The 23,976-nt window shown below is 46.9% G+C and carries 21 protein-coding genes; 10 read left to right on the top strand and 11 right to left on the bottom strand.

Annotated elements, in window-relative coordinates; translation table 11 throughout:
• Positions 1 to 393: 393 nt before the first annotated feature.
• Positions 394 to 1,161 (bottom strand): SDR family oxidoreductase, encoded by a 768-nt coding sequence (locus MHH25_RS29600; RefSeq protein WP_036671654.1) that lies wholly within the window; start codon positions 1,159 to 1,161, stop codon positions 394 to 396.
• A gap of 195 nt (positions 1,162 to 1,356) precedes the next feature.
• Here MHH25_RS29600 and MHH25_RS29595 point away from each other — a divergent pair, with 195 nt between their 5' ends.
• Positions 1,357 to 1,995 (top strand): TetR family transcriptional regulator, encoded by a 639-nt coding sequence (locus MHH25_RS29595; protein WP_036671653.1) that lies wholly within the window; start codon positions 1,357 to 1,359, stop codon positions 1,993 to 1,995.
• Between the two features lie 232 nt (positions 1,996 to 2,227).
• On the opposite strand, the gene cobA is transcribed toward MHH25_RS29595, so the two are convergent.
• The 4 genes from cobA to nirB are packed head-to-tail and all read right to left on the bottom strand — an operon-like array spanning position 2,228 to position 6,689.
• On the bottom strand, positions 2,228 to 2,998 hold the full coding sequence (gene cobA, locus MHH25_RS29590; RefSeq protein WP_036671651.1) for a uroporphyrinogen-III C-methyltransferase: 771 nt from the start codon (positions 2,996 to 2,998) through the stop codon (positions 2,228 to 2,230).
• Positions 2,995 to 3,876: a formate/nitrite transporter family protein gene (locus MHH25_RS29585; RefSeq protein ID WP_340018742.1), complete on the bottom strand. Its 882-nt coding sequence runs from the start codon at positions 3,874 to 3,876 to the stop codon at positions 2,995 to 2,997. Before MHH25_RS29585 ends, cobA begins: the two co-directional genes overlap by 4 nt.
• A 37-nt stretch (positions 3,877 to 3,913) precedes the next feature.
• The gene (gene nirD / locus MHH25_RS29580; RefSeq protein WP_036612155.1) at positions 3,914 to 4,231 is read right to left on the bottom strand and encodes a nitrite reductase small subunit NirD; all 318 of its coding nucleotides are present in this window, start codon (positions 4,229 to 4,231) and stop codon (positions 3,914 to 3,916) included.
• Positions 4,232 to 4,247: 16 nt separating this feature from the next.
• Positions 4,248 to 6,689 (bottom strand): nitrite reductase large subunit NirB, encoded by a 2,442-nt coding sequence (gene nirB, locus MHH25_RS29575; RefSeq protein WP_340018741.1) that lies wholly within the window; start codon positions 6,687 to 6,689, stop codon positions 4,248 to 4,250.
• A gap of 590 nt (positions 6,690 to 7,279) precedes the next feature.
• Between nirB and MHH25_RS29570 the strand changes: the two genes are divergently transcribed.
• Complete coding sequence (locus MHH25_RS29570) at positions 7,280 to 7,873, top strand: ANTAR domain-containing protein (protein WP_100528196.1); 594 nt, start codon at positions 7,280 to 7,282, stop codon at positions 7,871 to 7,873.
• An 18-nt stretch (positions 7,874 to 7,891) separates the two neighbouring features.
• Complete coding sequence (locus MHH25_RS29565; RefSeq protein WP_047840886.1) at positions 7,892 to 8,968, top strand: anthranilate phosphoribosyltransferase; 1,077 nt, start codon at positions 7,892 to 7,894, stop codon at positions 8,966 to 8,968.
• Positions 8,969 to 9,009: 41 nt separating this feature from the next.
• Here the strand turns inward: MHH25_RS29565 and MHH25_RS29560 are convergent, their stop codons facing one another.
• Complete coding sequence (locus tag MHH25_RS29560) at positions 9,010 to 9,522, bottom strand: acyl-CoA thioesterase (protein WP_026081401.1); 513 nt, start codon at positions 9,520 to 9,522, stop codon at positions 9,010 to 9,012.
• Positions 9,523 to 9,733: 211 nt separating this feature from the next.
• Positions 9,734 to 10,357, bottom strand: coding sequence for a GPR1/FUN34/YaaH family transporter (locus tag MHH25_RS29555; RefSeq protein WP_036671640.1), 624 nt, complete (start codon positions 10,355 to 10,357; stop codon positions 9,734 to 9,736).
• Between the two features lie 435 nt (positions 10,358 to 10,792).
• Between MHH25_RS29555 and MHH25_RS29550 the strand changes: the two genes are divergently transcribed.
• Positions 10,793 to 10,969 carry an aspartyl-phosphate phosphatase Spo0E family protein gene (locus MHH25_RS29550; RefSeq protein ID WP_017691636.1) on the top strand — a complete coding sequence of 59 codons (177 nt, stop codon included), beginning with the start codon at positions 10,793 to 10,795 and terminating at the stop codon, positions 10,967 to 10,969.
• 173 nt (positions 10,970 to 11,142) lie between these two features.
• On the opposite strand, the gene MHH25_RS29545 is transcribed toward MHH25_RS29550, so the two are convergent.
• Complete coding sequence (locus MHH25_RS29545) at positions 11,143 to 12,072, bottom strand: response regulator (RefSeq protein WP_036612142.1); 930 nt, start codon at positions 12,070 to 12,072, stop codon at positions 11,143 to 11,145.
• Between the two features lie 329 nt (positions 12,073 to 12,401).
• Here MHH25_RS29545 and MHH25_RS29540 point away from each other — a divergent pair, with 329 nt between their 5' ends.
• Complete coding sequence (locus MHH25_RS29540; RefSeq protein WP_340018740.1) at positions 12,402 to 13,838, top strand: alanine/glycine:cation symporter family protein; 1,437 nt, start codon at positions 12,402 to 12,404, stop codon at positions 13,836 to 13,838.
• A 147-nt stretch (positions 13,839 to 13,985) separates the two neighbouring features.
• On the opposite strand, the gene MHH25_RS29535 is transcribed toward MHH25_RS29540, so the two are convergent.
• Positions 13,986 to 14,825, bottom strand: coding sequence for a methyl-accepting chemotaxis protein (locus MHH25_RS29535; protein ID WP_340018739.1), 840 nt, complete (start codon positions 14,823 to 14,825; stop codon positions 13,986 to 13,988).
• A 283-nt stretch (positions 14,826 to 15,108) separates the two neighbouring features.
• Here MHH25_RS29535 and MHH25_RS29530 point away from each other — a divergent pair, with 283 nt between their 5' ends.
• Positions 15,109 to 15,801, top strand: a complete 693-nt coding sequence (locus tag MHH25_RS29530; RefSeq protein ID WP_047840885.1) for a cyclic nucleotide-binding domain-containing protein — start codon at positions 15,109 to 15,111, stop codon at positions 15,799 to 15,801.
• Between the two features lie 136 nt (positions 15,802 to 15,937).
• Here the strand turns inward: MHH25_RS29530 and pepT are convergent, their stop codons facing one another.
• On the bottom strand, positions 15,938 to 17,176 hold the full coding sequence (gene pepT, locus MHH25_RS29525; RefSeq protein ID WP_340018738.1) for a peptidase T: 1,239 nt from the start codon (positions 17,174 to 17,176) through the stop codon (positions 15,938 to 15,940).
• A gap of 488 nt (positions 17,177 to 17,664) precedes the next feature.
• Here pepT and MHH25_RS29520 point away from each other — a divergent pair, with 488 nt between their 5' ends.
• Both MHH25_RS29520 and MHH25_RS29515 read left to right on the top strand, forming a co-directional pair.
• A complete protein-coding gene (locus MHH25_RS29520; protein WP_017691642.1) occupies positions 17,665 to 17,856 on the top strand; it encodes a 2-hydroxymuconate tautomerase family protein in 192 nt (63 codons plus the stop codon).
• Between the two features lie 48 nt (positions 17,857 to 17,904).
• A complete protein-coding gene (locus MHH25_RS29515; RefSeq protein WP_017691643.1) occupies positions 17,905 to 18,939 on the top strand; it encodes an NADH:flavin oxidoreductase/NADH oxidase in 1,035 nt (344 codons plus the stop codon).
• Between the two features lie 260 nt (positions 18,940 to 19,199).
• On the opposite strand, the gene MHH25_RS29510 is transcribed toward MHH25_RS29515, so the two are convergent.
• Positions 19,200 to 19,967: a class I SAM-dependent methyltransferase gene (locus tag MHH25_RS29510; protein ID WP_036671634.1), complete on the bottom strand. Its 768-nt coding sequence runs from the start codon at positions 19,965 to 19,967 to the stop codon at positions 19,200 to 19,202.
• Positions 19,968 to 20,193: 226 nt separating this feature from the next.
• Here MHH25_RS29510 and MHH25_RS29505 point away from each other — a divergent pair, with 226 nt between their 5' ends.
• Together MHH25_RS29505 and MHH25_RS29500 are read left to right on the top strand one after the other, a co-directional pair.
• A complete protein-coding gene (locus tag MHH25_RS29505; RefSeq protein ID WP_036671633.1) occupies positions 20,194 to 20,622 on the top strand; it encodes an SRPBCC domain-containing protein in 429 nt (142 codons plus the stop codon).
• A 239-nt stretch (positions 20,623 to 20,861) separates the two neighbouring features.
• Positions 20,862 to 23,957 (top strand): ATP-binding protein, encoded by a 3,096-nt coding sequence (locus tag MHH25_RS29500; RefSeq protein ID WP_340018737.1) that lies wholly within the window; start codon positions 20,862 to 20,864, stop codon positions 23,955 to 23,957.
• Positions 23,958 to 23,976 lie beyond the last annotated feature (19 nt).

Genomic DNA, 23,976 nt, shown 5'->3' with positions numbered 1-23,976 from the left:
TCAGACACGTTATTCTATGGATTTTAGAACTTTCCCATGCAGTTAAAGCATTTCCGCGGAATTAGCGTGTCTGAGATTCGTTAGTTCGGGAAATAAGCGCTTTTTGCCGAAATAAGGTGCCCTAGGTTCGTTAGAGTAACTTAGAGTGATCACATGGTGCAACGAGACATTAAATGGCTGTTTCAAAAGTGAAATCTCACAGATGCAGCCTAATGCATGGCAAGTGTTGTACTGTCAAAAAGACCTCAACTCCACAATACTGTGGTGTTGAGGCCTTTTTTAGATTGTAGTGACCAGGCATCCCTTCGGGAACACCTGTCGGTATAACTTTTTTAAGGATGGACTTGAAGTTCTATCGACCCAATCCCTATCAATCCCACCGTTTATAGCTTCTTATTGACCCACCATACCGCCATCTACGGTGTAAAGGGAAGCTGTTACATAGGATGCTTCTTCGGACAACAGGAAGTTCATTACCGCAGCCACTTCTTCCGGTTCACCGTAACGGCCCATTGGAATGCTGGACACGGTTGCTGATTGATAATCTTCCACGTTACCGGAATTAGCTTCGATCTGGCGCATCATACGTGTGTTGATTGTGCCTGGCAATACAGCGTTAACCCGGATATTATAAGGTGCCAATTCATTTGCAGCGGTACGCGTGAGACCAACTACGGCATGTTTGGACATAATATATGGAGATACAGCAGGTGCACCCATCAGACCCGCGAGGGAAGAGGTATTAAGAATCGCACCGGATTTTTGTTTTTTCATCACTGGAATGACATTTTGCAGACCCAGGAATACTCCACGAATGTTGACGTTATATACGGTGTCGAGTGCTTCAACACTCAGGTCTTCGATCAGCCCTGTTGGACCTTCAATTCCGGCATTGTTGGCAAAATAATCGATTCGACCAAAAGCATCTAATGCTTTTTGCACATAGTTTTTCACGTCTGCTTCTTGGGATACGTTCGCTTTTACGGCGATGACGTGCTCTTTGTCGAGGTTCAGATCAGTAATCGTCTGTTGGATAGCTTCTTCATTCAGGTCCACCAGAACCAAGTTAATTTTGCGCTCAGCAAGGCGGCGTGCCAATTCTTTACCAATGCCCCCGGCTGCTCCTGTAATAACGGCTGTATGTTTATAAGATGTACTCATGATAAATCCGCTCCTTATTCATTATTGGCAGGTATTTCTCAAAAAAAGTTTCAACCTGTCGTCTATCTTTCCTGTCTCAATGTTAAGATATACATAGCAATGTGACAATAATCATTGACATCGCATATGTCAGCTATCGGACAGAGGTGTAAGCGGTGTTCATTTATATTACAATAATGAACAAAGGAGGCGAAAATGTTGATCATTGAACATCCTCAGGACCGGAGAGCACGAAGAACGCAGGATGCGATCATCGCTGCGGCGGTTTCTTTGATATTAGAGAAGGGAGCGGATGCCCTCACAATCCGGGATATTACGGAACGGGCGGATTACAACCGGGGAACCTTCTATTTACATTTTCCCGGCAAACCGGAGTTGTTGCAGTTCATTCTGGATGATTTTATGCAGGGAGTGGGGCGAGCTTATGCAGAACCATACGCACAGCTCAAAGAAGTGGACATGACTGTATTGCTGCCATCCACGATGCCTGTATTCGAATATATTGAAGCCCATCAGGATATCTTTCGTGCATTAATAACGATGCATTCAGATATGAGCTCCCGGCTGTGCAATATGTTTAGAACGTATCTAACCGAAGATTTTGTATTGGTGACCGAGGATAGTGAGTGGACGATTAATTACGACATCATGTTAAGTTATCTGGTATCTGCAACGGTAGGTGTAATCATGCATTGGGCAGAGATTGGATTCAAGTATTCTGCGCATTATATGGGAGAGCAGCTTACGGCGCTGATTAACATCAAACCGACCCGTCTGCTGATTGAACCAGGGCAGAAGGGTCGGACTATTCACGAGCGTATGCTGTTGGATTAAAGGTCGAATGAGAGTTTTGTTCTATATCACTTGAACTAAAGAATATTTACACTGCACACTCCGATGACAGAACAACCTTCCGATCGCTGTTATCCCCAGATTTTTTTGATTCCTTTATAAAGGGTAAATCCGGGGATAAAGGCGAACGCTCCGCTTCTTCAGGTCGTTTCTGTCCTCTCCGTTTTGTGTAAATGTTTAGTTCAATTGATATAGATGAAGAAATCCAATTCGATTATCCTGTCATGGAGGCGTTCGCGGCCTGTTGCATCTGAAGCAGCTGTTCGCGGATCAGAACGGACTCTCCGACCATAATCAATGCCGGATTATTCACTTGATGTAACAGGGCGAGGGAATGGAGTTCGGCAAGTGTGCCGGTAATAATCCGTTCCTCCGAAGTGGTTCCTCGTTCGATTAAAGCCGCAGGGGTGTGTCCACTTTTGCCATGGTGAAGCAATTCATGTTGAATCTGGGGCAGTTGGCTAATACCCATGTAGATGACCAGTGTATCCACACTATGGGCAAGTAGATCCCAGCGGACCGAAGATACACTTCCATCACTGCCGGTTCCCGTGACACATGCGAAGGATGAAGCAACCCCGCGATGGGTTAACGGAATAAGGGATGAAGCGGATGTACCTACAGCTGAAGTGATGCCAGGAATGATCTCAAATGCAATCCCTGCTTCCGCCAGCACAAGCGCTTCTTCACCACCACGGCCAAAGATGAACGGATCGCCACCCTTGAGTCTTACGACTTGTTTGCCTTCCGCTGCATGGGCAGCCAGCATCCGTCCAATCATCTCCTGACTCATGGAATGAAGGCCTGGAGCCTTGCCGCAGTAGATGCGGAGTGCTCCTTCACGAGCTTCAGCGAGCAATTGATCATTCACAAGCCGATCATACATAATGACATCTGCGGACTGAATACGTTTCAGGGCTTTTACCGTAATCAGTTCCGGATCTCCAGGACCAGCGCCAACAATACTAACCAGGCCCCGGCTCATGATCGTGTCCCCAATTTCGGTGCAGCATCAGAACTTGCCAATCCTGAACGACCACCCTGAATGGTTGCCAGTTTCGTCGATAGTTTCACCGGATTCCCCCAGTGGTGTGCAGCATATAGACCGAGGCCTGTAAATACAGCTCCGCCAATGAGGTTACCCAACAACACCGGGATCTGATTCCATAGCCACCAGTCAGCCATAGTGACCTGTGCACCGAGCATCATGCCTGCCGGGATGACAAACATATTTACCACAGCATGCTCAAATCCCTGAGCGAAAAATATGGTAATGGGCAGCCACATCGCTACGATTTTGCCCAGTGTAGAAGTGGACGTCATTGCCATCACTGCCCCGAGTGTGACCATCCAGTTACATAGAATGGCTTTGATGATGACCAGTACAATGCCATCCCCACCCAAGTGCTGATACCCCAATGTTTTGGTTTCACTGTTCTGGATCAGCGTTTGAATTAGAGGGTTGCTCATATCCGTACCCATCCTGGTAATGGTCAGGCCGTATAAGAGAGCATAGAATGCACATCCGAGCAGATGTCCTGTGATCACCCAAAAATAATTTCGAAGCATATCCATCCATGTAATTCTGCGTTTCAACACTGCGAGTGGAAGCATCGCAAAGTTTCCTGTCACCAATTCGAGACCCAGCAGAATAATGATGACAAATCCCGCCGGGAATATCAGTGCACCTGCCAAACCAACGGAAGTTTGAGATACAGCGGTATATGCCAGTGTGGTTGCAAAGGCAAGGATAGCCCCCGCCAGAAAACCGCGGATCAGCATCTGTACCCGATTCATTCTGGCTTTGCTCTCACCAGCTTCGATCATCGATTGCAACACTTCTGCAGGTTTAACAAAATCCATAGCGCACGCCTCCTTGATGTCAGGGTATCTCTAGCCTTTAACCCGCAATTGTGATGAAGATTTCTCCGCTGTTGCCGTCTACTTCTGTTTTGTAGGTATTCAAGCAGCCTTCATCCGGCTCGTGTACCTTACCGTTACGCAGATCAATCTTCCAATCATGCAAAGGACAATGAACCGCTGTCCCGCACACCATGCCTTCGGACAGCTTGCCGCCCTTGTGAGGGCAGCGATTCTCGACGGCATGCAGACTTCCGTCGCTCAGTTTGAAGACTGCAATTTCGGTATCCTGTATCAGGAAGGTCCGTGCTCCCTTTTCATCAATATCTGCAAGGTGTCCAATCCGGAATTTGTTCATCGCTGTTCCTCCTCTTCTAGTGGGTTACCGGCTCGGCACCGGACAGTGGGGTGAAGTTTTTACGCAATTTCTCGTCTTGAATGATTTCTTTCCAAGGATCAACCGTGTGACCCAGTGTTACTTCCAGACGTTCAACCAGAGCGAGACGTACATCCCGATCCGCCAATGCTTCCTTCACATGATCCAGACCAACCCGTTCAATCCAAGCCGCTGTTCTCTCATTCCATTTTGCGTTCTCTCTATAATATTGCAGGTAAGAGTAAGTCCACTCTTCCACTTCCGCATCGGTCTTCACCGTACACAGCAACTCGGCTGCACGAACCTTGACTCCCGCGTTACCGCCAACATGAATCTCCCAAGCGCCATCAATGGCGACAACACCCAGATCCTTGATGGTCGCTTCAGCACAGTTCCGCGGACATCCGGAGACAGCGAGTTTCACTTTGGCTGGAGCCACCATCTTGTCGAGTTTTTTCTCCAGACGAATACCCATCTCAATGGAATCTTGTGTGCCGAATCGGCAGAACGTATTACCTACACAAGTCTTCACCGTACGAAGCGCCTTGCCATAACCAAAACCGGAAGGCATATCGAGTTCCTCCCAGATCTTCGGCAGGTTCTCTTTCTGTACACCGAGCAGATCGAGTCGCTGTCCACCCGTGAATTTCACCAACGGCACATCGTATTTCTCTGCAACAGTTGCAATCTTGATCAATTCCGCTGGGGAAGTGACACCACCATAGATCCGTGGAATAACGGAGTAGGTACCGTCTTTCTGGATATTGGCGTGATAACGTTCATTGGTGAATTTGGATACACGCTCATCTGTGTATTCAGCCGGCCAGATCATCCCGAGATAATAGTTGAGGGAAGGGCGGCACTTGGAGCAACCTTCCGGTTCATTCCAACCGAGAACATTCATGACTTCATTGACGCTTTTGAGTCCCATCTCCTTGATCTGTGCAACAATCTCATCCCGATCATAGGATGTACAGCCACAGATGCCTTCTTTAGTCTGTTCACCTACATTATCACCGGCATAATATGTGAGCAGGTTTTCGATAATAGGTTTGCACCCACCGCAAGAAGCGGAAGCTTTGGTACAGGATTTGATTGCACCGAGTGTATTACAGCCTTTATTCAGAACGGCGTCTCCAATGGAAGCTTTGGTCACACCGTTACAACCACAGACGATCTCGTCATCCGGCATACTCGCCATTCGTTCTGCGACAGATGGACCCGAGCCTGAACCACCGGAAGGTACACCGAGCAAAATTTCTTTCTCCCGACCACTGATGTTCTCACCACTCTTAATGAGGGAAAACAGCGATGCGCCATCCGTGGTATCCCCGAACAATACAGCTCCGATCAGCTGTCCGTCTTTGATCACCATCTTTTTGTACACACCATCAACGTCATCCTGAATACGAATGCTGCGAGTGTCCGCAGCGTCTTTGAATTGTCCGGCAGAGAATACGTCCACACCGGATACTTTCAGTTTGGTAGAAGTGACTGAACCTTCGTATCCTTCGGTTGCCGCGCCAGCCAGGCGTTTTGCGAGCACCATACCTTGTTCATATAATGGAGCAACCAGTCCGTAGGCAATACCGCGGTGTTCTGCACATTCGCCGACGGCAGATATACTAGGGATGCTGGTATGCATATAATCATCTACAATGACTCCACGATTCACATCGAGGCCGGTATTGCGAGCCAGTTCAATCTGAGGGTGAATCCCGACAGCCATGACAACCAGATCCGCTTCAAGCACCGTTTGATCAGTAAAACGAATGGCCTTTACTCGTTGTTTGCCTGTGATTTCTTCGGTATGTTTGTTCAAAAGGAACTTCATGCCCTGTTCTTCAAGCTCACGCTGGAGCATCAGACCTGCCGGCAAATCTAGGTTCCGGTCCATCAGATGACCGTTAATATGGATGACTGTGACGTCCATGCCCAGATTGAGCAGCCCCCGCGCTGCTTCCAGTCCTAGCAATCCACCTCCAATGACGGCAGCTTTGCGATACTTTTGTGATGCTGCCATCATGGTCTCGCAGTCTTTAATATCGCGGAAACCGATCACGCCTTCCTTGTTAGCTCCGGGAAGAGGGAGGATGAACGCCTGTGAACCGGTTGCCATAATCAGCTCATCATAGGCTGCGCGTACACCATTTTGAGATACAACTTCCTTGCGCTTGGTATCGATCTGAACGACCGGGTCACCCGGGTACACCCGAATGCCGTTATCTTCGTACCAGCTCCACTCATTGATTACGATATCTTCGATGGATGTTCCGCCAGCCAGTACGGAAGATAACATGATCCGGTTGTAGTTGGGATGCGGCTCTGCGCCGAAGACTGTAATTTCATAAGCGTGTGGAGCAAGCTTAAGGATATGTTCGATTGTGCGGATTCCCGCCATGCCATTGCCAACCAGCACCAGTTTTTTCGTTGTACTCATTATGATTAGCCCCCTTAGGTCCATTCTGCAAAATGCCTCAAAACCTTGTCTCTAAAATCGAAAAAGCCTGTTATGCCTCGGAGGACTGCGCATATACATACGCATCCCTTGCTCCGAGATTGCAAAACAGGCTTCATTGCCGTTTCAACCAGCTACGCCGTTGTAACTGTGATCGATTCAAATATGGAGTTGTTATGGCTTAACTATAAAAGATCGATCTATTCATGTCAATATAGTTAACATAAAAAAGTATTTGAAATTTAAAGTTAATTATGTTTACATGAGTTTATTGGAATATCGAATGGACGACGAAGTTTTACGAGTATATCTTCTTAGTTTAAAGGCTTCTAGATAACGTTAGCACGCTGGATACGATAAATACTGTAGAAAAGGTGCCATGTATAGTGTTTCACCCTTTTTAATTGCAACATGATGAGGCATGAAAAGATCATTCTAATGTTGAAAATAAGACGCATAATCGTCACTACTTAATTTTTGTTAGGTAATGTAACATGTTTATTGCTTTCATGTATTAACGTCTTAAATGATGTGGACTCTGATTATAGCAATAGGGGAGGGATTGATCCATCATGCGATCTTTATTGGTCATCCGTGTTCAACCAACGATAGCTGCCTCATCCGATGCAATCCCTCTGACACCGGAGAGGCTACTGGGAGCAAACGGGTACCATGTACAGGTGGCGGGCAGTGAAGCGGAAGCGGTGAAGCTAGCTCGTGCGGCCGAAGCGTCCATTTTGCATCTGTCGCTGGCTGATGTGGAGTACTGGGTGAACTGCCTGGGAAAGGGGAAGTCGGATTCACCGCTGCTTTGGTGGTGCGCGCCAGATACAGCCTCTTCCTCCGCAGAATCCTGCGAGGTCGAAACATCATTTGATGGAATACTTACACCATCCATGACTGGGTCCGAGATTCACTGGACTCTTCACTTTGCAGCCCGACGCTACATGGAACGCAAACAGTGGGAGCAGGAACGGAAGCAGTTGCAATCCAGGCTGGAGGATCGGAAGTGGATTGATATGGCGAAGGCTATTCTTAGTGATCTGAAGCAGATTTCAGAGGCCGAAGCCTATGACCTGTTACGCAAGAAAGCGATGGATGAACGAAAACGAATGGTCGATGTAGCCACAGCGATTGTGAAGGCCCATCAACTGCTCCAGTCTTAATTGGAAGGAGGATTCTCCATGGATATGTCTCAGATACTCCGAGAGGTCGGACGTGGGAAACGAGGCTCACGTGATCTGAATTATGCAGAAGCACTGACCGTAGCAGAGAAAATCCTGAAACAGGAGGTTTCCCCTGCCCAGACGGCTGCGTTCCTAATGGCTGAACGTATGAAAATGGAAAACGTCGAGGAACTGGAAGCTTTTGTTCATGCTTGTCGTAACAGTGCGGAACGTTTCTCCATATTTCAGGATGGATTGGACTGTGCGGGTCCCTATGATGGACGAACAAAGTCGTTCATGGCCACGTTTCCTGTTGCGTTTGTACTCGCGGCGGCCGGGTTGCCGGTGACTTTGCATGGGAGTGACCCTTTACCACCCAAATGGGGAGTTACGCTGTCGGTTCTGTTAAAGGAAGCAGGAATTGATACACGTAAAATAGATCGGGAAGATGCACGGAGCGCTGCATTGCGTTCGGGTGTCATGTACGCATCCTCCGAGGATTGGTGCGAACCTCTTCGTAAGCTTCGTCCGTTACGGGAAGAGTTGGGTTTTCGAACGGTGTTTAACACAGCAGAGAAACTGATTGATTATAACCATTCACCGTATTTGGTGTTTGGTGTGTTTCATAATACCTTTCTGGATCGGATTGCGAAGTTGCTCACCCGGTTTAACTATCGGCGTGCTTATGTTGTACAGGGGATGGAAGGTTCTGAGGATCTGTATATTGATCGGCCAACCCGCGTATACGCCGTGGAAGACGGTGATATGAAGCTGGAACTGGTTGATCCTGCAGCCTATGAACTGGATATGCCCGTGCCGGAGCTGGTCTGGACGGCTGCGAAGCAGCTTGAAGTGGCGGAAAGTGTGTTAAGCGGTGAGGCTCATATTGCTTTTGTGAATCAGGTCTTGTTAAATGGAGGTTTCCGCTTGTATGCGGCGGGGCGTGTCAATTCCATCGAAGAGGGCATATACACGTGTCAGGGATTACTGGAGAGTGGTGCAGCGTATCGCATCTATCAGCAGTGGTGTGTCTCCATGGGTGGTGAACTGCCGGATAGCAGAGCGGTGTCCATCTATCCGGCATCGACCAGATAATGTAATGCTGGTGTTCAATCTTGTTATTGTTTAGCGTGTTTTTATTCCCAAGGATAAGTAACGGTCAGGAAGTCAGCGAATTTCTTGCTCTCTTCCCGCCGTTGTTTCCGCATGGCCGCCCGATCCGGAGCGGTCTCGTATAGTTTCTTCTCTTCTTCCGTCTCCGGGATAATGCGGGGTACGATCAGTTTGCGATTATTTTCGTCCAAGGCCACAAAGGTCAGAAATGCAGTCGCCGCAATTTTCTTCTCTCCGGTCTTCAGATCCTCTCGAATCACTTTCACAAAAATCTCCATGGAACTTCGTCCTGTCCAGGACGCGAACGATTCAAGTGTAACCGAATCCGTTGGATTAATCGGGTACAGGAAATCGACAGAGTCGGTTGAAGCCGTTACAGTATTGACCCGGCATAGCTTGGAAGCGGCAATGGATGCAATATCATCGATGTAGGACATCAGCTTGCCACCGAACAGTGTATTATGATTGTTGACATCGGTTGGGAACACCCGTGCCGTCTTGAAACAACGTGTTTCGCGTACATATTTTTTCTCCACCTGATCCATCTCCGTTGGTTTCGGTATCTCTCTCATGCTTTTTTCCTCCTGACAGTATGGCTGCTGTGACATTTCATTTCAGGTGTTTCAGGGTCTACTTCTGATCTATTATCCCTAGTATAGGTGTCGGTCTGATACATATTCAAATGAAGTTGGACTGCAAAAAAACCGCCAGGCGCGGACCGGCGCGCTGGCGGTTTACTACTGTATATTAAGCCTTGGGTTTGAAAATGCCGGACGGTTTGCCGATCGGCAAGAACGCATAACCGAAGTGAGCGTTCAGTACCGAAGCACCTGTACCATACAGGGACACAATTCCGATCGCCAGTTCAGCGTATGCTGCAATGGTGTGGAAAATGTGAGGAGCTACGCCGAAAGCGTCAAAGGTCAAGCCAAGGAACAGGAAGTCAATCAGAATGAAGATGATAAGCAATACTTTATTCGCTTCAATAGCACCAATCGTCATGAACAGGGTGAATACGAGGTATCCGGCAAAAGCAAATCCGAGCTGCTTGCCATCGGCCTGTTCAGCGAGAGTGGAGCCAAATACGCCCATTTTGATCATCCAGTTGGCAGCCATGGCAAACCAGAAGAACGCGTACGCGCCAAAAGCCGTTGTGCCAAAGGTATTGTTGCGTTTGGAATCTTGAATACATGCGAATAGCTGGGCAAAAGCACCCAGGAAGATCGCCCAAGGAATAGCGTAGCTAAGTCCTTCTGTAATGCCAAGCTTTTGGGAAGAAGCGACCAGGGTTACGATAGCCAACCCAAATAATCCCATTGCGCTGGGATCGGCGTTAACAATTTTGACTTTAGTCTGTGAATCGGTCTGCATGGTGATGATAAGCCTCCAATAATATCAAATCAGGATCAATGGCCGTCGTTGGCCGTCCTCTACATTACATCATTTGTATCCGCCGGGTCCGGACACACACATCGCCCTATTGTACCTGAATGACCCCATTATGGAAAGGGATTTTATTACCTTTTAAACCAATAGACTTTTTGTTTTTTCAATATACACATTTACGACACAATCCGTTCTGGCCGTGAATGATGAGGCCAGACGTTAGAATCCAACCCTCGGTGATACCACTAAAATTGCGTCATATCAGCCATTTTCGGATAAGCTCTAGTGTGATAAAATAATCTTTATCAAAATTTGGAGAAGAATACAAAACATCCTTGTCTCCTATGCCATATGTTAATCCAACTATAGATTGACAGGAAAAACTAAAATGGTTCACAGAATAAGGAGGTATCAGGGGTCATGGTTATGAGTTTGGATTTGAAAAATAAAATAGAGAAGGCCAGACATAACCTTCATATGCTGGTAGAGCATAACAAGGGTGGTCTTGGGCATCCCGATGTGATTCGGCAGTCTATGGCATTGGACGAATTGATTAATGAGTATAACCGAATTAGCCGAAACCATTCACGGGCCTAAACCCAAAGCGATTTTAATTTTATACACGGAACAAATCACATAGATTGTAACGCTTGATCGTACAGACGGGCATGAATATAGCCGGTATGGACAGCCTCAGTTGAAGAGGCGGTATCCTACCGGTGTAATATTCATGCCCGTTTGTTTTTGCATCTTATCCATCATGCATCTGTTTAATGCAGTAATCGTTTGGCTTCCAAATAAAGGACCTGTACGAATTTTTTCGTATTAATGCGTGTCTGGGACAAGGAAGGCTCCACATTGTTTTGCAGCTCTAGCATTTTCTTACGAATTTCGGTGAAATCGAAAAATTTGGATGCATAGTTCTCGAACTTGGGATGTGTATAATCTGTTAATCCCAGAGAAACCACATGGCTCAGAGTCTGGAAGATGGCCCTGCGAACACGTTGTTCCGATGCCTTGATCTCCTTGTTCACTTCTGCGAGAGAGGCGTCTTCTCCCAGTTTACGTATCGCTACATTCTGGAAGATGTCTTTGAGGGATGGGAACGTATAGGGGGACAGCTTATGTTCATCTGTCTCTACCTGTTCCAGATATTCCAGCATGTCCAGCAGATCCCTGCTGCCCGCTTCGCCGATCATGCCCATCTCGGACAGCAGGAAATGTCCTGCAGTCGTGATTGTTTTGTCCGGAACCGGAGCCCCAGCACGTTCGGTAGAATTCAAACCGGACAATCCCTGCAATGTCCGCTGAATATCTGCGATGGATTGCTGCATCCGAAGCCTTTCGCTCACCAGCCGCAGAACAGATAGAATCTCCAACCGGTTAATCGGCTTCGTAATATAATATTCAATGCCTAGTGAATAGGCTTCTCCGATCATATTTTTGGACTCGATCTGAGAGATCATGACGATCTTGCCCTCGAACCTTCCTTCAAGCGCTCGCACAGTCTGAATCCCGTCTCGTTGGGGCATCAGCAGATCAATCAGCAGTACATCCACCTTATGCAGTTCCAATAGTTCCGCGTGAATATGTGCTCCGTCCTCAGCTTCCCCGGCAATATCGCCCAGGCCTTCATCCTCAATAATATCCATCAACATGGAACGAACGCCAGGATCATCATCCACGATAAAATAACGCATGTCAGTCATTCCCTTTCTCTGCGAATGGTGTGATTGATAAATCTATGGTAAAGGCGGTTAACGCCGCGATGAACTCTCGTTCCAGTGTAATCGTTCCTTTCCTTCTTGCATAGAACCTGACATGTCAGGTTAAATGACAATGATAGGGCGATCAAAGCCCGTTTTTAAAATAAATGTAGGAATTGCATGTAGGTATTTGTCGTTTTTCGTAGATGTTCTTGTAGTATAAGTAACATCCCGAAGTCCGGGGCTAGTGTTGTGCAGAATGGTACAAACTTTTCGCGTAACCATCTCTGTGCTTGAAATACACCATAAAAAGGGGCATACCGATGGAGCAAACAATACAAGATATTGTCGTCATTTTCAATGATTTTCTATGGTCCAAAGTGTTAATTATATTATTGGTAGTATGTGGTATATACTTCACCACCAAGACCCGATTCATGCAATTCCGCATGATTGGAGATATGGTGAAGGTGCTTCTAGAGCCAAAAAGCAAGGAACCAGGCAAAATTTCACCTTTTCAGGCGTTCTGTATTAGTATGGCGGCCCGTGTAGGTACAGGGAATATTACCGGTATTGCACTGGCTATCGCACTGGGTGGACCTGGTGCTATATTCTGGATGTGGATCATTGCAATTATCGGGTCGGCCTCCAGTTTTGTGGAGAGTACGCTGGCTCAGATCTATAAAGTGAAGGATAAGGGTGGATTCCGTGGGGGTCCGGCGTATTATATGGAACGTGGGTTGGGCAAACGCTGGATGGGAATTTTATTTGCCATTCTCATTACGCTTTCATTCGGTTTGGTCTTTAATGCGGTGCAGTCCAATACGATTACTGTTGCATTCGAAAACTCATTTGGCACGGATCGGTTAACGGTGGGTATCATTATGGCTGTGATATTTGCAGGAATTATCATGGGCGGTGTCAAACGGATTGCAAAAGCATCGGAATACATCGTTGTTGTACTGGCCGTATTGTACATTGGGGTAGCGGCTTTTGTGGTGCTGGCGAATATTACCCAGCTTCCGGCCATGATTGCGTTGATCGTCAAAAACGCCTTCGGCATCGAACAGGTGGCTGGCGGAACGTTAGGTGCTGCACTGATGAACGGTGTGAAACGCGGATTGTTCTCCAATGAGGCGGGAATGGGTAGCGCCCCGAATGCTGCTGCAACGGCGGATGCAACACATCCGGTGAAACAGGGACTTATTCAGGCGTTTGGCGTGCTGACAGATACGTTAGTGATATGTACAAGCACAGCTATGATTATTTTGTTATCCGGGGTATACAAAGGTTCCAATCTGGGTGGCATTGAATTAACTCAGGCTGCATTAAGTGTACATATTGGTTCATGGGCATCGGGATTCCTGGCGGTTATGGTGTTCCTGTTTGCCTTCAGTACGCTAATCGGAAATTATTACTATGGAGAAACCAACATTGAGTTTATCAAATCCAACAAAGTTTGGCTGTGGGTATATCGTATTTGCGTTATCGCGATGGTGGTGTTTGGTGCGGTAGCCAAAGTGCAGCTGGTATGGGATTTGGCGGACCTGTTCATGGGGCTCATGGTGGTGGTGAACCTGATTGCAATTCTGATGCTGTCCAAGGTGACTTTCGAAGCGTTGAAGGACTACAAAAAACAGAAGGCTGAAGGACGTGATCCCGTCTTTACCCGGGACCGGATTCATATTCCGGGTGAAGTGGAATGCTGGCAGTCGGAAGAAGAAGTTATTGGAGATAAATCAATACATTTAGCCAATTAAGGTTCTATCTGAACGTAGTTGGTTATATAAAATGGGCACAACAAACAACAGGACTTGGATTATCCATCATGGGCAACCCGAGTCCTGTTTGTTGCATATAAAATGTATCTTTGCACTAGCTAAAGTTCATCAAAAGATATGTTTTGATTACTTTTTAACCGAATAACTGATCAGTTGTTCGGATAGAGTTTTCATTCGTGCCCCTGTTTCGTTAAGCTGCTCAATCACATCGGTAAAGGATGCTACAAGCGTTGCTTGTTCCTGTGAAGAGGCTGCAATCTGGGAGACTTCAACTTCCATCTGTTTGATGACCTGTTGTACATCTCTCAGGCTGGTATCGATATCACTTGTAGCTTGTTTGGCATCCACAGAGAGTTTGCGTACTTCGGAAGCAACCACACCGAAGCCAGCGCCTGCCTCACCAACGCGAGCGGCTTCAATAGCGGCATTCAGGCCAAGCAAGTTGGTTTGTTCAGAGATTTCACGAATGAAACCTGCTACCTTGTTGATTTGGGAAGAGTTCTGAACAGCAATCCGTGTGTTCTGCAGGATCTGCTCACTGGTTGCTTGCAATTCTTCGGCATGAGCGGCGACATGTTGCACCATATCAACGAGGTTACCATTGATGGTTTGATTTTCTTGTATAATGTCTTCAAGTTGGTTCTGGTTAGATTGGTCGTAAGACACACAGAAAACAGCAACAACTTTCTGGTGATCATCAAAGATCGGAATGTTCAGAATATCCAGTTCAATACCATAAACTTCCTTGGAGAGTGTAGCGAGAGTAGCTTCTCTTCCGTTTTTTAAGATGGCAAAGTTTTGATACGATTCCAAGAGTGACATTCCTTTTTCAAAACCAAGATCAAATTTATCTGTCATAATGACATCTAATACTTTTTCGTGATCGTAAAGAGTTAAACTAGCTGGTTCTCTGAGGATCAGGCTGATATAAGGCATTACTTTAAGCAGGGCATCTACAACGTTCATGGAAGAGGACCATCCTTTCAATATTTGAATGTATTATTTTTAACGATCTATGGAATGCTCTATCTTTCATCGGACGGAAATGACTTTTCGTGAACGGCATTTTGCATGAAAGAATGAACATTTTATGATTAAATTTTAAAATATTTCCCATCTAAAATGATTTATTGGATATAAGTGTTAGTTGTAACTATTTTTATATCAAGATATTTGTACGAATGTATATCAATTATGGGACATATGTCCTTTTACATACGTTATATACGACAACGGAGGGGAAGTCGGAATGAAAGAAATTATGGACTTTGGGCTTGTGCGGCAACTTGCCCGTGAGCATGGGTTGGATCAGGTGCTGGACGAGCCTGCGCTCGCTGAGTTGCGACTACTTGAGGCTGCAAAGGGCGAGATGATATGTGCCAAAGGTGAACGACCTGAGCGGTTGTATTTTCTCGTGCAGGGCAAGCTCAAGATCTATACCACCCTGCCTAACGGCAAGTCTCTGTTACTTCGTTTCAGTACACCACTTGCGCTTGTGGGAGATTTGGAACTGGTAAATGGCAAGGAGGCTATGAATACGGTAGAGTCTGTGAGCAAAAGCCTGCTGCTGGGTATCAGCTATCGCGCTCTCCAAAATACCTATGCAGAGAACCCTAAGTTTCTCCACTTTATGCTGAGTCAAGTTACGCACAAATTGTATACCTTCTCCAACCTGTCGAGTCTGAATATGTTATATCCGGTCGAGAGCCGATTTGCCAGCTATCTGTTGTCCACAATGGGCCAGGACGAGTCTTCTTCGGAAGAGATCCAGACCTCCAAGCTCACCGAACTGGCCGATATGCTGGGCACCAGCTATAGACATCTTAATAGAGTTGTTCAAGATCTGTGTAATCGAGATATTATTCGCAAAGTGCAGCGAAAGCTAGTGATCTGTGATCTGGAACAGTTGCGTGTCATCGCAGGAGGCAATATATATGAGTGATGGCATTCTAAAATAAAGACCAAGCCTGCATATCTAAGCGACATGACGCGACACAATAAAATACAATACGGCACAACAAAGAGCACCCTCCCGAATATACCAAGGGGTGCTCTTTTTGCTCTGCACTTCAAGTGGATTAGATATCTCCGCGTTGTTCGAACAATTGAGCGATCTCTACAATGACACGGGTTGCCTTCACCATATTGTCTACCGATACATATTCGAATTTGCCATGGTAGTTTTCACCACCAGTGAAGATATTTGGTGTTGGCATGCCCATATAGGATAGCTGGGAACCATCTGTGCCTCCCCGGATGGGGCGAATAACAGGTTCGATGTCCAGTCGGGTCATGGCTTCATGGGCAATGTCGACGATCTGGCGTACGGGTTCAATTTTCTCACGCATGTTATAGTACTGGTCATTCAATTCAACCGTGATGCTTTTCTCTCCATACTTGGTCTTCAGTTCGTTTGCGATATGGAGCAGATTTGTTTTGCGCTCTTCAAACTTCGCCCGGTCGAAATCACGGATGATGTAGCTCATTTTCGTCAGCTCAACGTCACCCTCCAGAGACAATAGATGATAGAAACCATCATAACCGTCCGTGAATTCAGGAGCTTCCTCCACAGGCAGGCGTCGATTCAATTCCATCGCAATTTTCAGAGAGTTCACCATCTTATCCTTCGCTGTTCCGGGATGCACATTGGTGCCTCGTACGGTAATTTTGGCTGCAGCTGCGTTAAAGCTCTCGTATTCCAGCTCGCCAAGCGGTCCGCCATCAACTGTGTAAGCATATTTGGCTCCAAAAGCAGCTACGTCAAACTTGTGCGGTCCACGGCCAATCTCTTCATCTGGGGTAAAAGCAACCCGAATCTTACCGTGTTTCACTTCCGGATGTCCAATCAGATAGGCCATCGCCGTCATGATCTCAGCAATGCCTGCCTTATTATCTGCACCAAGCAACGTTGTACCATCAGTTGTGATCAGGGTGTGGCCTTTATACTCGTGCAGTTCCGGGAAATCCTTGTTGGACAGTACTACATCCAGCTCCGAGTTCAGCACAATGTCAGCACCGTCATAGTTATCGATAACCTGTGGTTTGACATTTTTGCCAGTAAAGTCGGTCGCTGTATCGAGGTGGGCCAGGAAACCAATTACGGGAACATCCTTGTCGGTATTGGACGGCAGTGTAGCCATGACATAACCGTTCTCATCCATCGTCACATCTTGCAGACCAATAGAGGTACATTCTTCAACGAGCAGTTTGCCCAAGGCCAGTTGGCCGGGTGTGGAAGGGCATGTCTCGCTATTTTCATCGGATTGGGTATCCATCTGAACATAAGTACTCAGTCTTTGAATTAATATATCTTTCATCTATTATCGCTCCCTAGCTTGAGTAGTATATAAGTTGAGCTACTTGTTTTACACTGATCCACTACGAGGCCAGAATAACCTTCTGATCGCTGTTATCCCCAGATTTTTTGATCCACTTTTACAAAGGTGAAAATCTGAGGATAGCGTATGCTTTCGATGCAGCTTTCTTTCAGAAAACTTTTAGGCGAAGTGTATGCTTTCGAAGTAGCTTTCTTGCAGAAAGCTTTTAGCTTCGCTTCTACAGGTTATTTCTGCCCTCTCCGTTATCGTGTAACCGTTAGTCACAACTTATGTAAATTGGGTATAGTAATTATTGTAGTTCTCTACGGTTATCATATCATGTTTTGCAGTCATTTCCAGAATGGGGCAGAACCGAAATATGAGGATGACTAGGTATCAAAAAGGGTACTAGGTCACAAAAATGTACGTACTTGTATTTCTATAACTGCGGTTCATAATAAATGATGAAGAAAGGATGTGTTCAAGACATGCCATTTATCACGGTTAAGGTACTGGAAGGCAAGTCGGTCGAGCAGAAACGTCAGTTGATTGAACGTATGACTCAGGTGGCCTGTGAGACACTGGATGTTGATCCGAGCAAAGTCTTTATCTTCATTGAGGATTTGGAGAAGGACAATTACGGCAAGAACGGAAAACTATTTTCGGACTTAGACAAATAAGTAAGGCTTCATATATATCATGATCATGGAACAGGAGATGTAACACCAATGACTGAACAATTATTTTCCCCTTATCAATTCAAGAGTCTGCAATTAAATAACCGTGTCGTCATGGCACCAATGTGCCAATATTCTGTCACTGCGAAGGATGGTATTCCGAACGATTGGCATCAGGTTCACTATGTGAGCCGTGCGGTTGGAGGAACAGGACTGATTGTAATCGAGATGACCGATGTAGATCCGGATGGACGTATTACGGATAATGACTTGGGGATATGGTCAGATGAGCATGTGCCGGCCTTCACCAAACTTGTAGATGGAATTCATGCCTACGGCTCCAAAGTAGCTATTCAGATCGCACATGCGGGACGAAAAGCAGAGGATGCTCCACAGCCGGTTGCCCCATCGGTAGTTACATTCCCGGGAGAAAAGTACAAGGAACCACGTGCGTTAAGTACGGAAGAAGTAGAAGCTATGGTGCAAAAGTTCGCAGACGGTGTTCGCCGCGCAGTGCAGGCTGGAGTAGATACCATTGAGCTGCACGGTGCACATGGATACCTGATCCACCAGTTCCATTCCCCGCTAATGAACCATCGTGAGGATGTATATGGGCAGGATCTGTCCCGTTTTGGCGTAGAAGTCATTCGTGCAGTGAAAAAAGAAATGCCCGCAGATATGCCGCTGATTTTGCGGATTTCGGCTGTAGAATACGCGGATGGTGGATACGATATCGACCACACCATCAATATCGCTCGTGCCTACCAAGATGCAGGCGTGGACATGTTCCATATCAGTTCAGGTGGCGAAGGTCCTTCCGGACAGCGGAAACCGGGGAACTATCCGGGGTATCAGGTACCATTTGCCCGTCGTTTCCGTGAAGAACTGAACGTTCCTGTAATCGCAGTGGGTATGCTGGAGGATGCAGCGTTGGCTCAAGCGGTGATCGGAAACGGTGATGCGGATCTGGTTGCCGTTGGCAGAGGCATGCTGCGTGATCCGTACTGGGCGAACCATGCCGCTCTGGAACTGGGTGTCAGCAAGGATCAAGCCGCCATTGCGGAACAATATTCTCGTGGATACTAACTTGCAATAACATTTACACTTACCACTCCGATGACAGAATAACCTTCCGATCTGAGGATAAAGGCGAAGTGTATGCTTTCGATGTAGCTTTCTTGCAGAAAGCTTGTAGCTTCGCTTCTTCAAGTTATTTCTGTCCTCTTCGTTTTCGTGTAAATGTTAGTGCAAATTTCATACAGTAAAATAGGCCGCAGCATGGGTTAAACCTCATGCTGTGGCCTGATTTTGGATATTGAGAATCATATCCATCCGATTACGGATGACTACGCTCTTCGAGTCGCTTCATAGACGAATTTTTGATTCGACTGTGTAGGTGGTTGATCCGGGTTAAAGTCGGCGTACACTTTAATGTCAGAGAAACCAATGTGTTCGAGAATTAGGCGTAACTCTTCTATGCCGTACCAACGCAAGGTAAGTTGTTGCAGCTCCGTAGCAACAAGAGCACCCTGATGCCATTGTTCGTAACGGATCAGACTCACTTTGTACTGTTGTAGAAGGTTCACTTCAATGGTTTTCACTTCTACCGTGATCGTATCACCATCGGGTAATGAAACGGTTGATGTTTCTACAGAAGAGGGTTGTGTCACATCGGGCAGAAACAGATCAAACACGAGCCTGCCGCCAGGTTCTAAATGCTGAAATAGATTACGTAATGCGTTAATCGACGCCTGTCTGTCTTGGATGAGGAGCAGAGAACCTCCGGGAATGATAATTGCCTCGTATCGATATAGAAGGTCAAGCTTCTCCAGATCGGCAACGAACAGCTCAGGCATGGGTAATGCCCGCTCCATACAACGAGAACGGCAAGAGTTGATCATATCCATTGAATAATCAATTCCATCCACCTTCAAGCCTGCTTCAAGCAAAGGAATGAGCACTCGGCCTGATCCTGACATGGCTTCAAGGATACGTCCATTGCAGCGCTGAAGATAATGGCGATAGAATTCAATGTCTCCTCCCAAGGAGTGTCCCACAGGTTTCGTGAGATCATAAACGGCGGTGCATAATGGACCGTAATAACTGAATGACATGGTATAGGTATCCCCCACATGTAAATGTATTAAAATAAAAACGTGGAAGGGGAATGAGCAGGATTATCCCTTCCGGCAACGGTTGGAATTGGATTTTTCAGAGCAGACTATCATAGGAATCACGCACCTTTTATGTAATATGTTCCAATTATAGGGTGTGGATAAAGCGGAGGTCAACTTCTATTCGGTAGTTATACGAAATGATATGTATAAGGAGGTGATTCGAATGGATTCATCATCAAGTTCATCAAGTGCACTGCCAGATATTCGGCAGGAAATTATGCTCCATGCACCTGTAGAGAAAGTGTGGGAGATGGTCTCGACCGAGCAGGGACTGAAAACCTGGTTCATGCCAAGCAATCTGGAACCCGTGGAAGGTCACGAGTTTATATTGGAAGCAGGCCCCTTCGGTCAATCACCGTGTCAGGTGACGGAAGTTCTTCCGCTGCACAAGCTGTCATTCCGCTGGGGGAAGGACTGGACGTTGACGTTCCAACTGAATGAACAGCCCGAAGGTACGGATTTCACACTGATTCACAGCGGTTGGGATGCGGATAAACTGACCGAGTTTGGACAGGCCCACGCTATCGTACGCGAACGTATGGAACAGGGATGGGCCGGAATCGTTCAGAAGCTTGCCCAAGTTGTTAAATAAATCTTCATTCAATCAACCCCAGGTCATTTCGCCCGTTCTTTCCGGTGAAATTCGGCCTGGGGTTCCTTGGTGTACCAAGAGCTGGTGGAAAAGATAGAAATCGGTCAAATTATAACGAATTTGACCGATTTTGATACGGAAACTATTTCCGTGAGCACCAGAAACGTGTAACATGAATTATAGTGATAAATCGACAAAATTAGACGTCTCTCGCCATTGTGAATGGAAGGAATACATAGATGAGAAAACACTGGATTATGCTGACCATAAGTTTCATATGCATTGTCATTGTTCCGCTGGGTTGGATCGCCCAGACGTTAATTAGCGAGCGGATTAACCCTCAAGCTTCAGAGGGGAAAATTGACCTGACCCAATGGAACTTTGATCGCAAGGGTGCAGCGTCTCTAAAGGGTGTCTGGGATTTCTACCCTGGGCAGTTGCTGAGCCCGGCAGATATTGAAGCAAGTGTATCCGGTCGCAAGCCTTTGCCGGCTTCGTCGGGCACTCAAGTTCCTGCCCGATGGAACAAATCTTTGGGGCAGGCCCATGGGTATGGAACCTATCATTTGCAAGTTCAGCTTACACCCCGGACGATGAAAAATGATTATGGTATACGCACACAGAATATACGCATGGCCCACCGGGTATTTATCGATGGGAAAGAGATTGGTGGCAAAGGCCTGCCAGGAAAGACTAGGGCAACAGATATACAATTAAATCTGCCCTTTACAGGATTCACGTCCATTGAGGGCAATACGGCTGACATTATCATTCAAGTATCAAATTATAGTTACTCGTCCGGGGGCATAGTAGCGCCCATTTTGTTTGGAGACGAGCATAGTATTCTGAAAAGTCAGCAACAAGATTGGCTCAGGGATCTGATGGCCTTATTCGGTTTTATCTTGCCAGCCGCCTTTTTTCTACTTCTGTTCAGATTACGACGTACGGAGAAGGAGCTTCGTTTTCTCGGATTATTCAGCCTTTCTGGTGCGGTGTACGCTCTGACACATGGGGAGAAGTTACTGGGTACGTTTGTACCGTTCCTGACCAATAATGAGATACTTCGGATTCAGCTCCTTAGTTCAGCCTTTGCCTATTATTTTTTGCTTCGGTATATGGATGCCCGTGTACCAGGAGCAGTTCATCAGTGGTTTGTTCGTCTGGCTGTAGTGCTAATCGTTACCCAGACTATTGTGGGTCTTACGCTTCCTCCAACGCTTTTCTCGTCTCTTGAGCTTCCCATGTTACTGATCTCACTTGTTGTCATGTTATATACGCTGCGAGCCATTTTCTATTGGTTGAAAGGACGGCCGAATGACAGCCACTTTGCACTGGTGAGTATGATGAGCATACTCATGGTTGTTGTGTTATATACGCTTGGTGCGTTCACTACCCTAGACACAGCGTTCTTTGCGCTGATTGAACTTTTATTATTTGTATTTGCCCAGATGATTGTGACCGCAATCCGCTTTGCACAATCATTCCGAGACGTGGAAGCTCTGTCGGAGCGTTTGCTGGCCATCGACAGCCTGAAGGACGAGTTCATGGCGAATACGTCTCATGAGCTACGAACTCCCCTGCATGGCATCATTAATATTGCGCAATCCATGCTGGAAGGGGCGGCTGGAGCAGTCACGCCCAAGCAAGCGAAAAATCTCTCCATGATTACTTCAACCGGGAAGCGCCTTTCACTGCTGGTTAACGATATTTTGGATTTTGCCAAATTAAAAAATAGTGAGATCGAGTTAAAACGGGTAGCTGTCGATCTGGAATCCGTTGCTCGTACTGTGGTTGAAGTCTCGGGTTTCACGTTTGAGGACAAGCCGGTTATATTGATTCAACAATGGCCCCAGTCTTTGCCACTTGTTGAGGCAGACGAAGATCGCCTAAGGCAAGTTCTGTATAACTTGCTGGGTAACGCCTATAAGTACACTGAGCAGGGTGAGATTCGATTGTACGCCAGCGTTGAAGGGGACTGGGTGAAGGTATCGGTCGCTGATACAGGGGTAGGCATTGCCTTGGACAAACAGGAGGATATCTTCCAGGCGTATGAGCAGAGTAACGGCACGATTGAGCGATTGAATAATGGAACCGGACTGGGTCTGAGTATTACGCGAAAACTCGTTGAGCTTGGCGGTGGTGAGATCTGGGTTGAATCGGAGCCGGGGCAAGGTTCGACCTTTCATTTCACCCTGCCTGTTATGAAGATGCCACTTTTGCAAACTCATTCGAAACCAGCTGCCGCCCGATATGTTGCTGCACAGGGGGCAGGGGCGAAGGAGCTTGTGACAAGAGAGTCAGATGAGCAGGATGATCTTACGGAAGCGGAGCATACGATTCTGATTGTAGACGATGACCCCGTGAATCGACAGGTATTGCTTAACCTATTGTCGACGGAGCGGTATCGTGTGATTGCAGCGGACAGCGGGTCCACTGCATTGAAACTCCGTGAGGAGTTCCCGTCCATTGATCTTGTTATTACGGACTGGATGATGCCTAAGATGTCCGGACTTGAGTTATGTCGCAAACTGCGCGAGCACAGTTCCTTGTCGGAGTTGCCGATTCTGATGCTGACCGCCCGTGGGTTGCCTGAGGATATCAAACACGGATTCCAAGCGGGAGCCAATGACTTCCTGAGCAAACCGGTGGATGCCGGTGAATTGCGCGCCAGAGTTCGGACGTTAATTGAGATGCGGAGTTCTGTGCAGGAGGCTATTCGGACCGAAATGGCCTTTTTGCAGGCCCAGATCAAGCCACACTTTCTATATAATGCACTCAATGTTATTATCGCAACCTGTGCAGTGAATCCGGACAAAGCAACCGATCTGCTGATTGAATTGAGTCATTACCTGCGCGGAAGTTTTGACTTCCAGAACAGGGAGCAGCTTGTTCCTTTGACCAAAGAGCTGGAATTGGTGGAGTCTTATGTGCATCTGGAACAGGCGAGATTTGAGGAAAGACTGGTGGTTGAGTATGAGGTGGAATCGGACGTACATCTGTATCTGCCACCTCTCAGTATTCAGCCTCTTGTGGAGAACGCCATTCGCCACGGCGTGATGGAGCGGGCAGCCGGCGGGACAGTTCATCTTAGGATTTTCCAAGAGAGCGAGCATGTAGTCGTACAGGTCCAAGATGATGGTGTAGGTATCCCTCCTGAGCGTATGGCTCAGGTCAAGTCTGGGCGTACCGAAGGTCCGGGAGGTGTGGGGCTGCAAAATATAAACCGTCGCCTGATGTCTCTCTATGGTCAGGGACTCGAGATTCATAGCCATGTGGATAAAGGCACGCAGATCCGATTCCGTATCCCCGTGCAAAAGGTGGATTATTCCAATTAGTGTGCCAAGTGAAGCAATT

It is taken from the genome of Paenibacillus sp. FSL H3-0457, assembly GCF_037981725.1.
Classification (GTDB): Bacteria; Bacillota; Bacilli; order Paenibacillales; family Paenibacillaceae; genus Paenibacillus; species Paenibacillus amylolyticus.
Note: the sequence above shows the minus strand (reverse complement) of the source record. Positions and strands in the feature narration are given on the sequence as shown.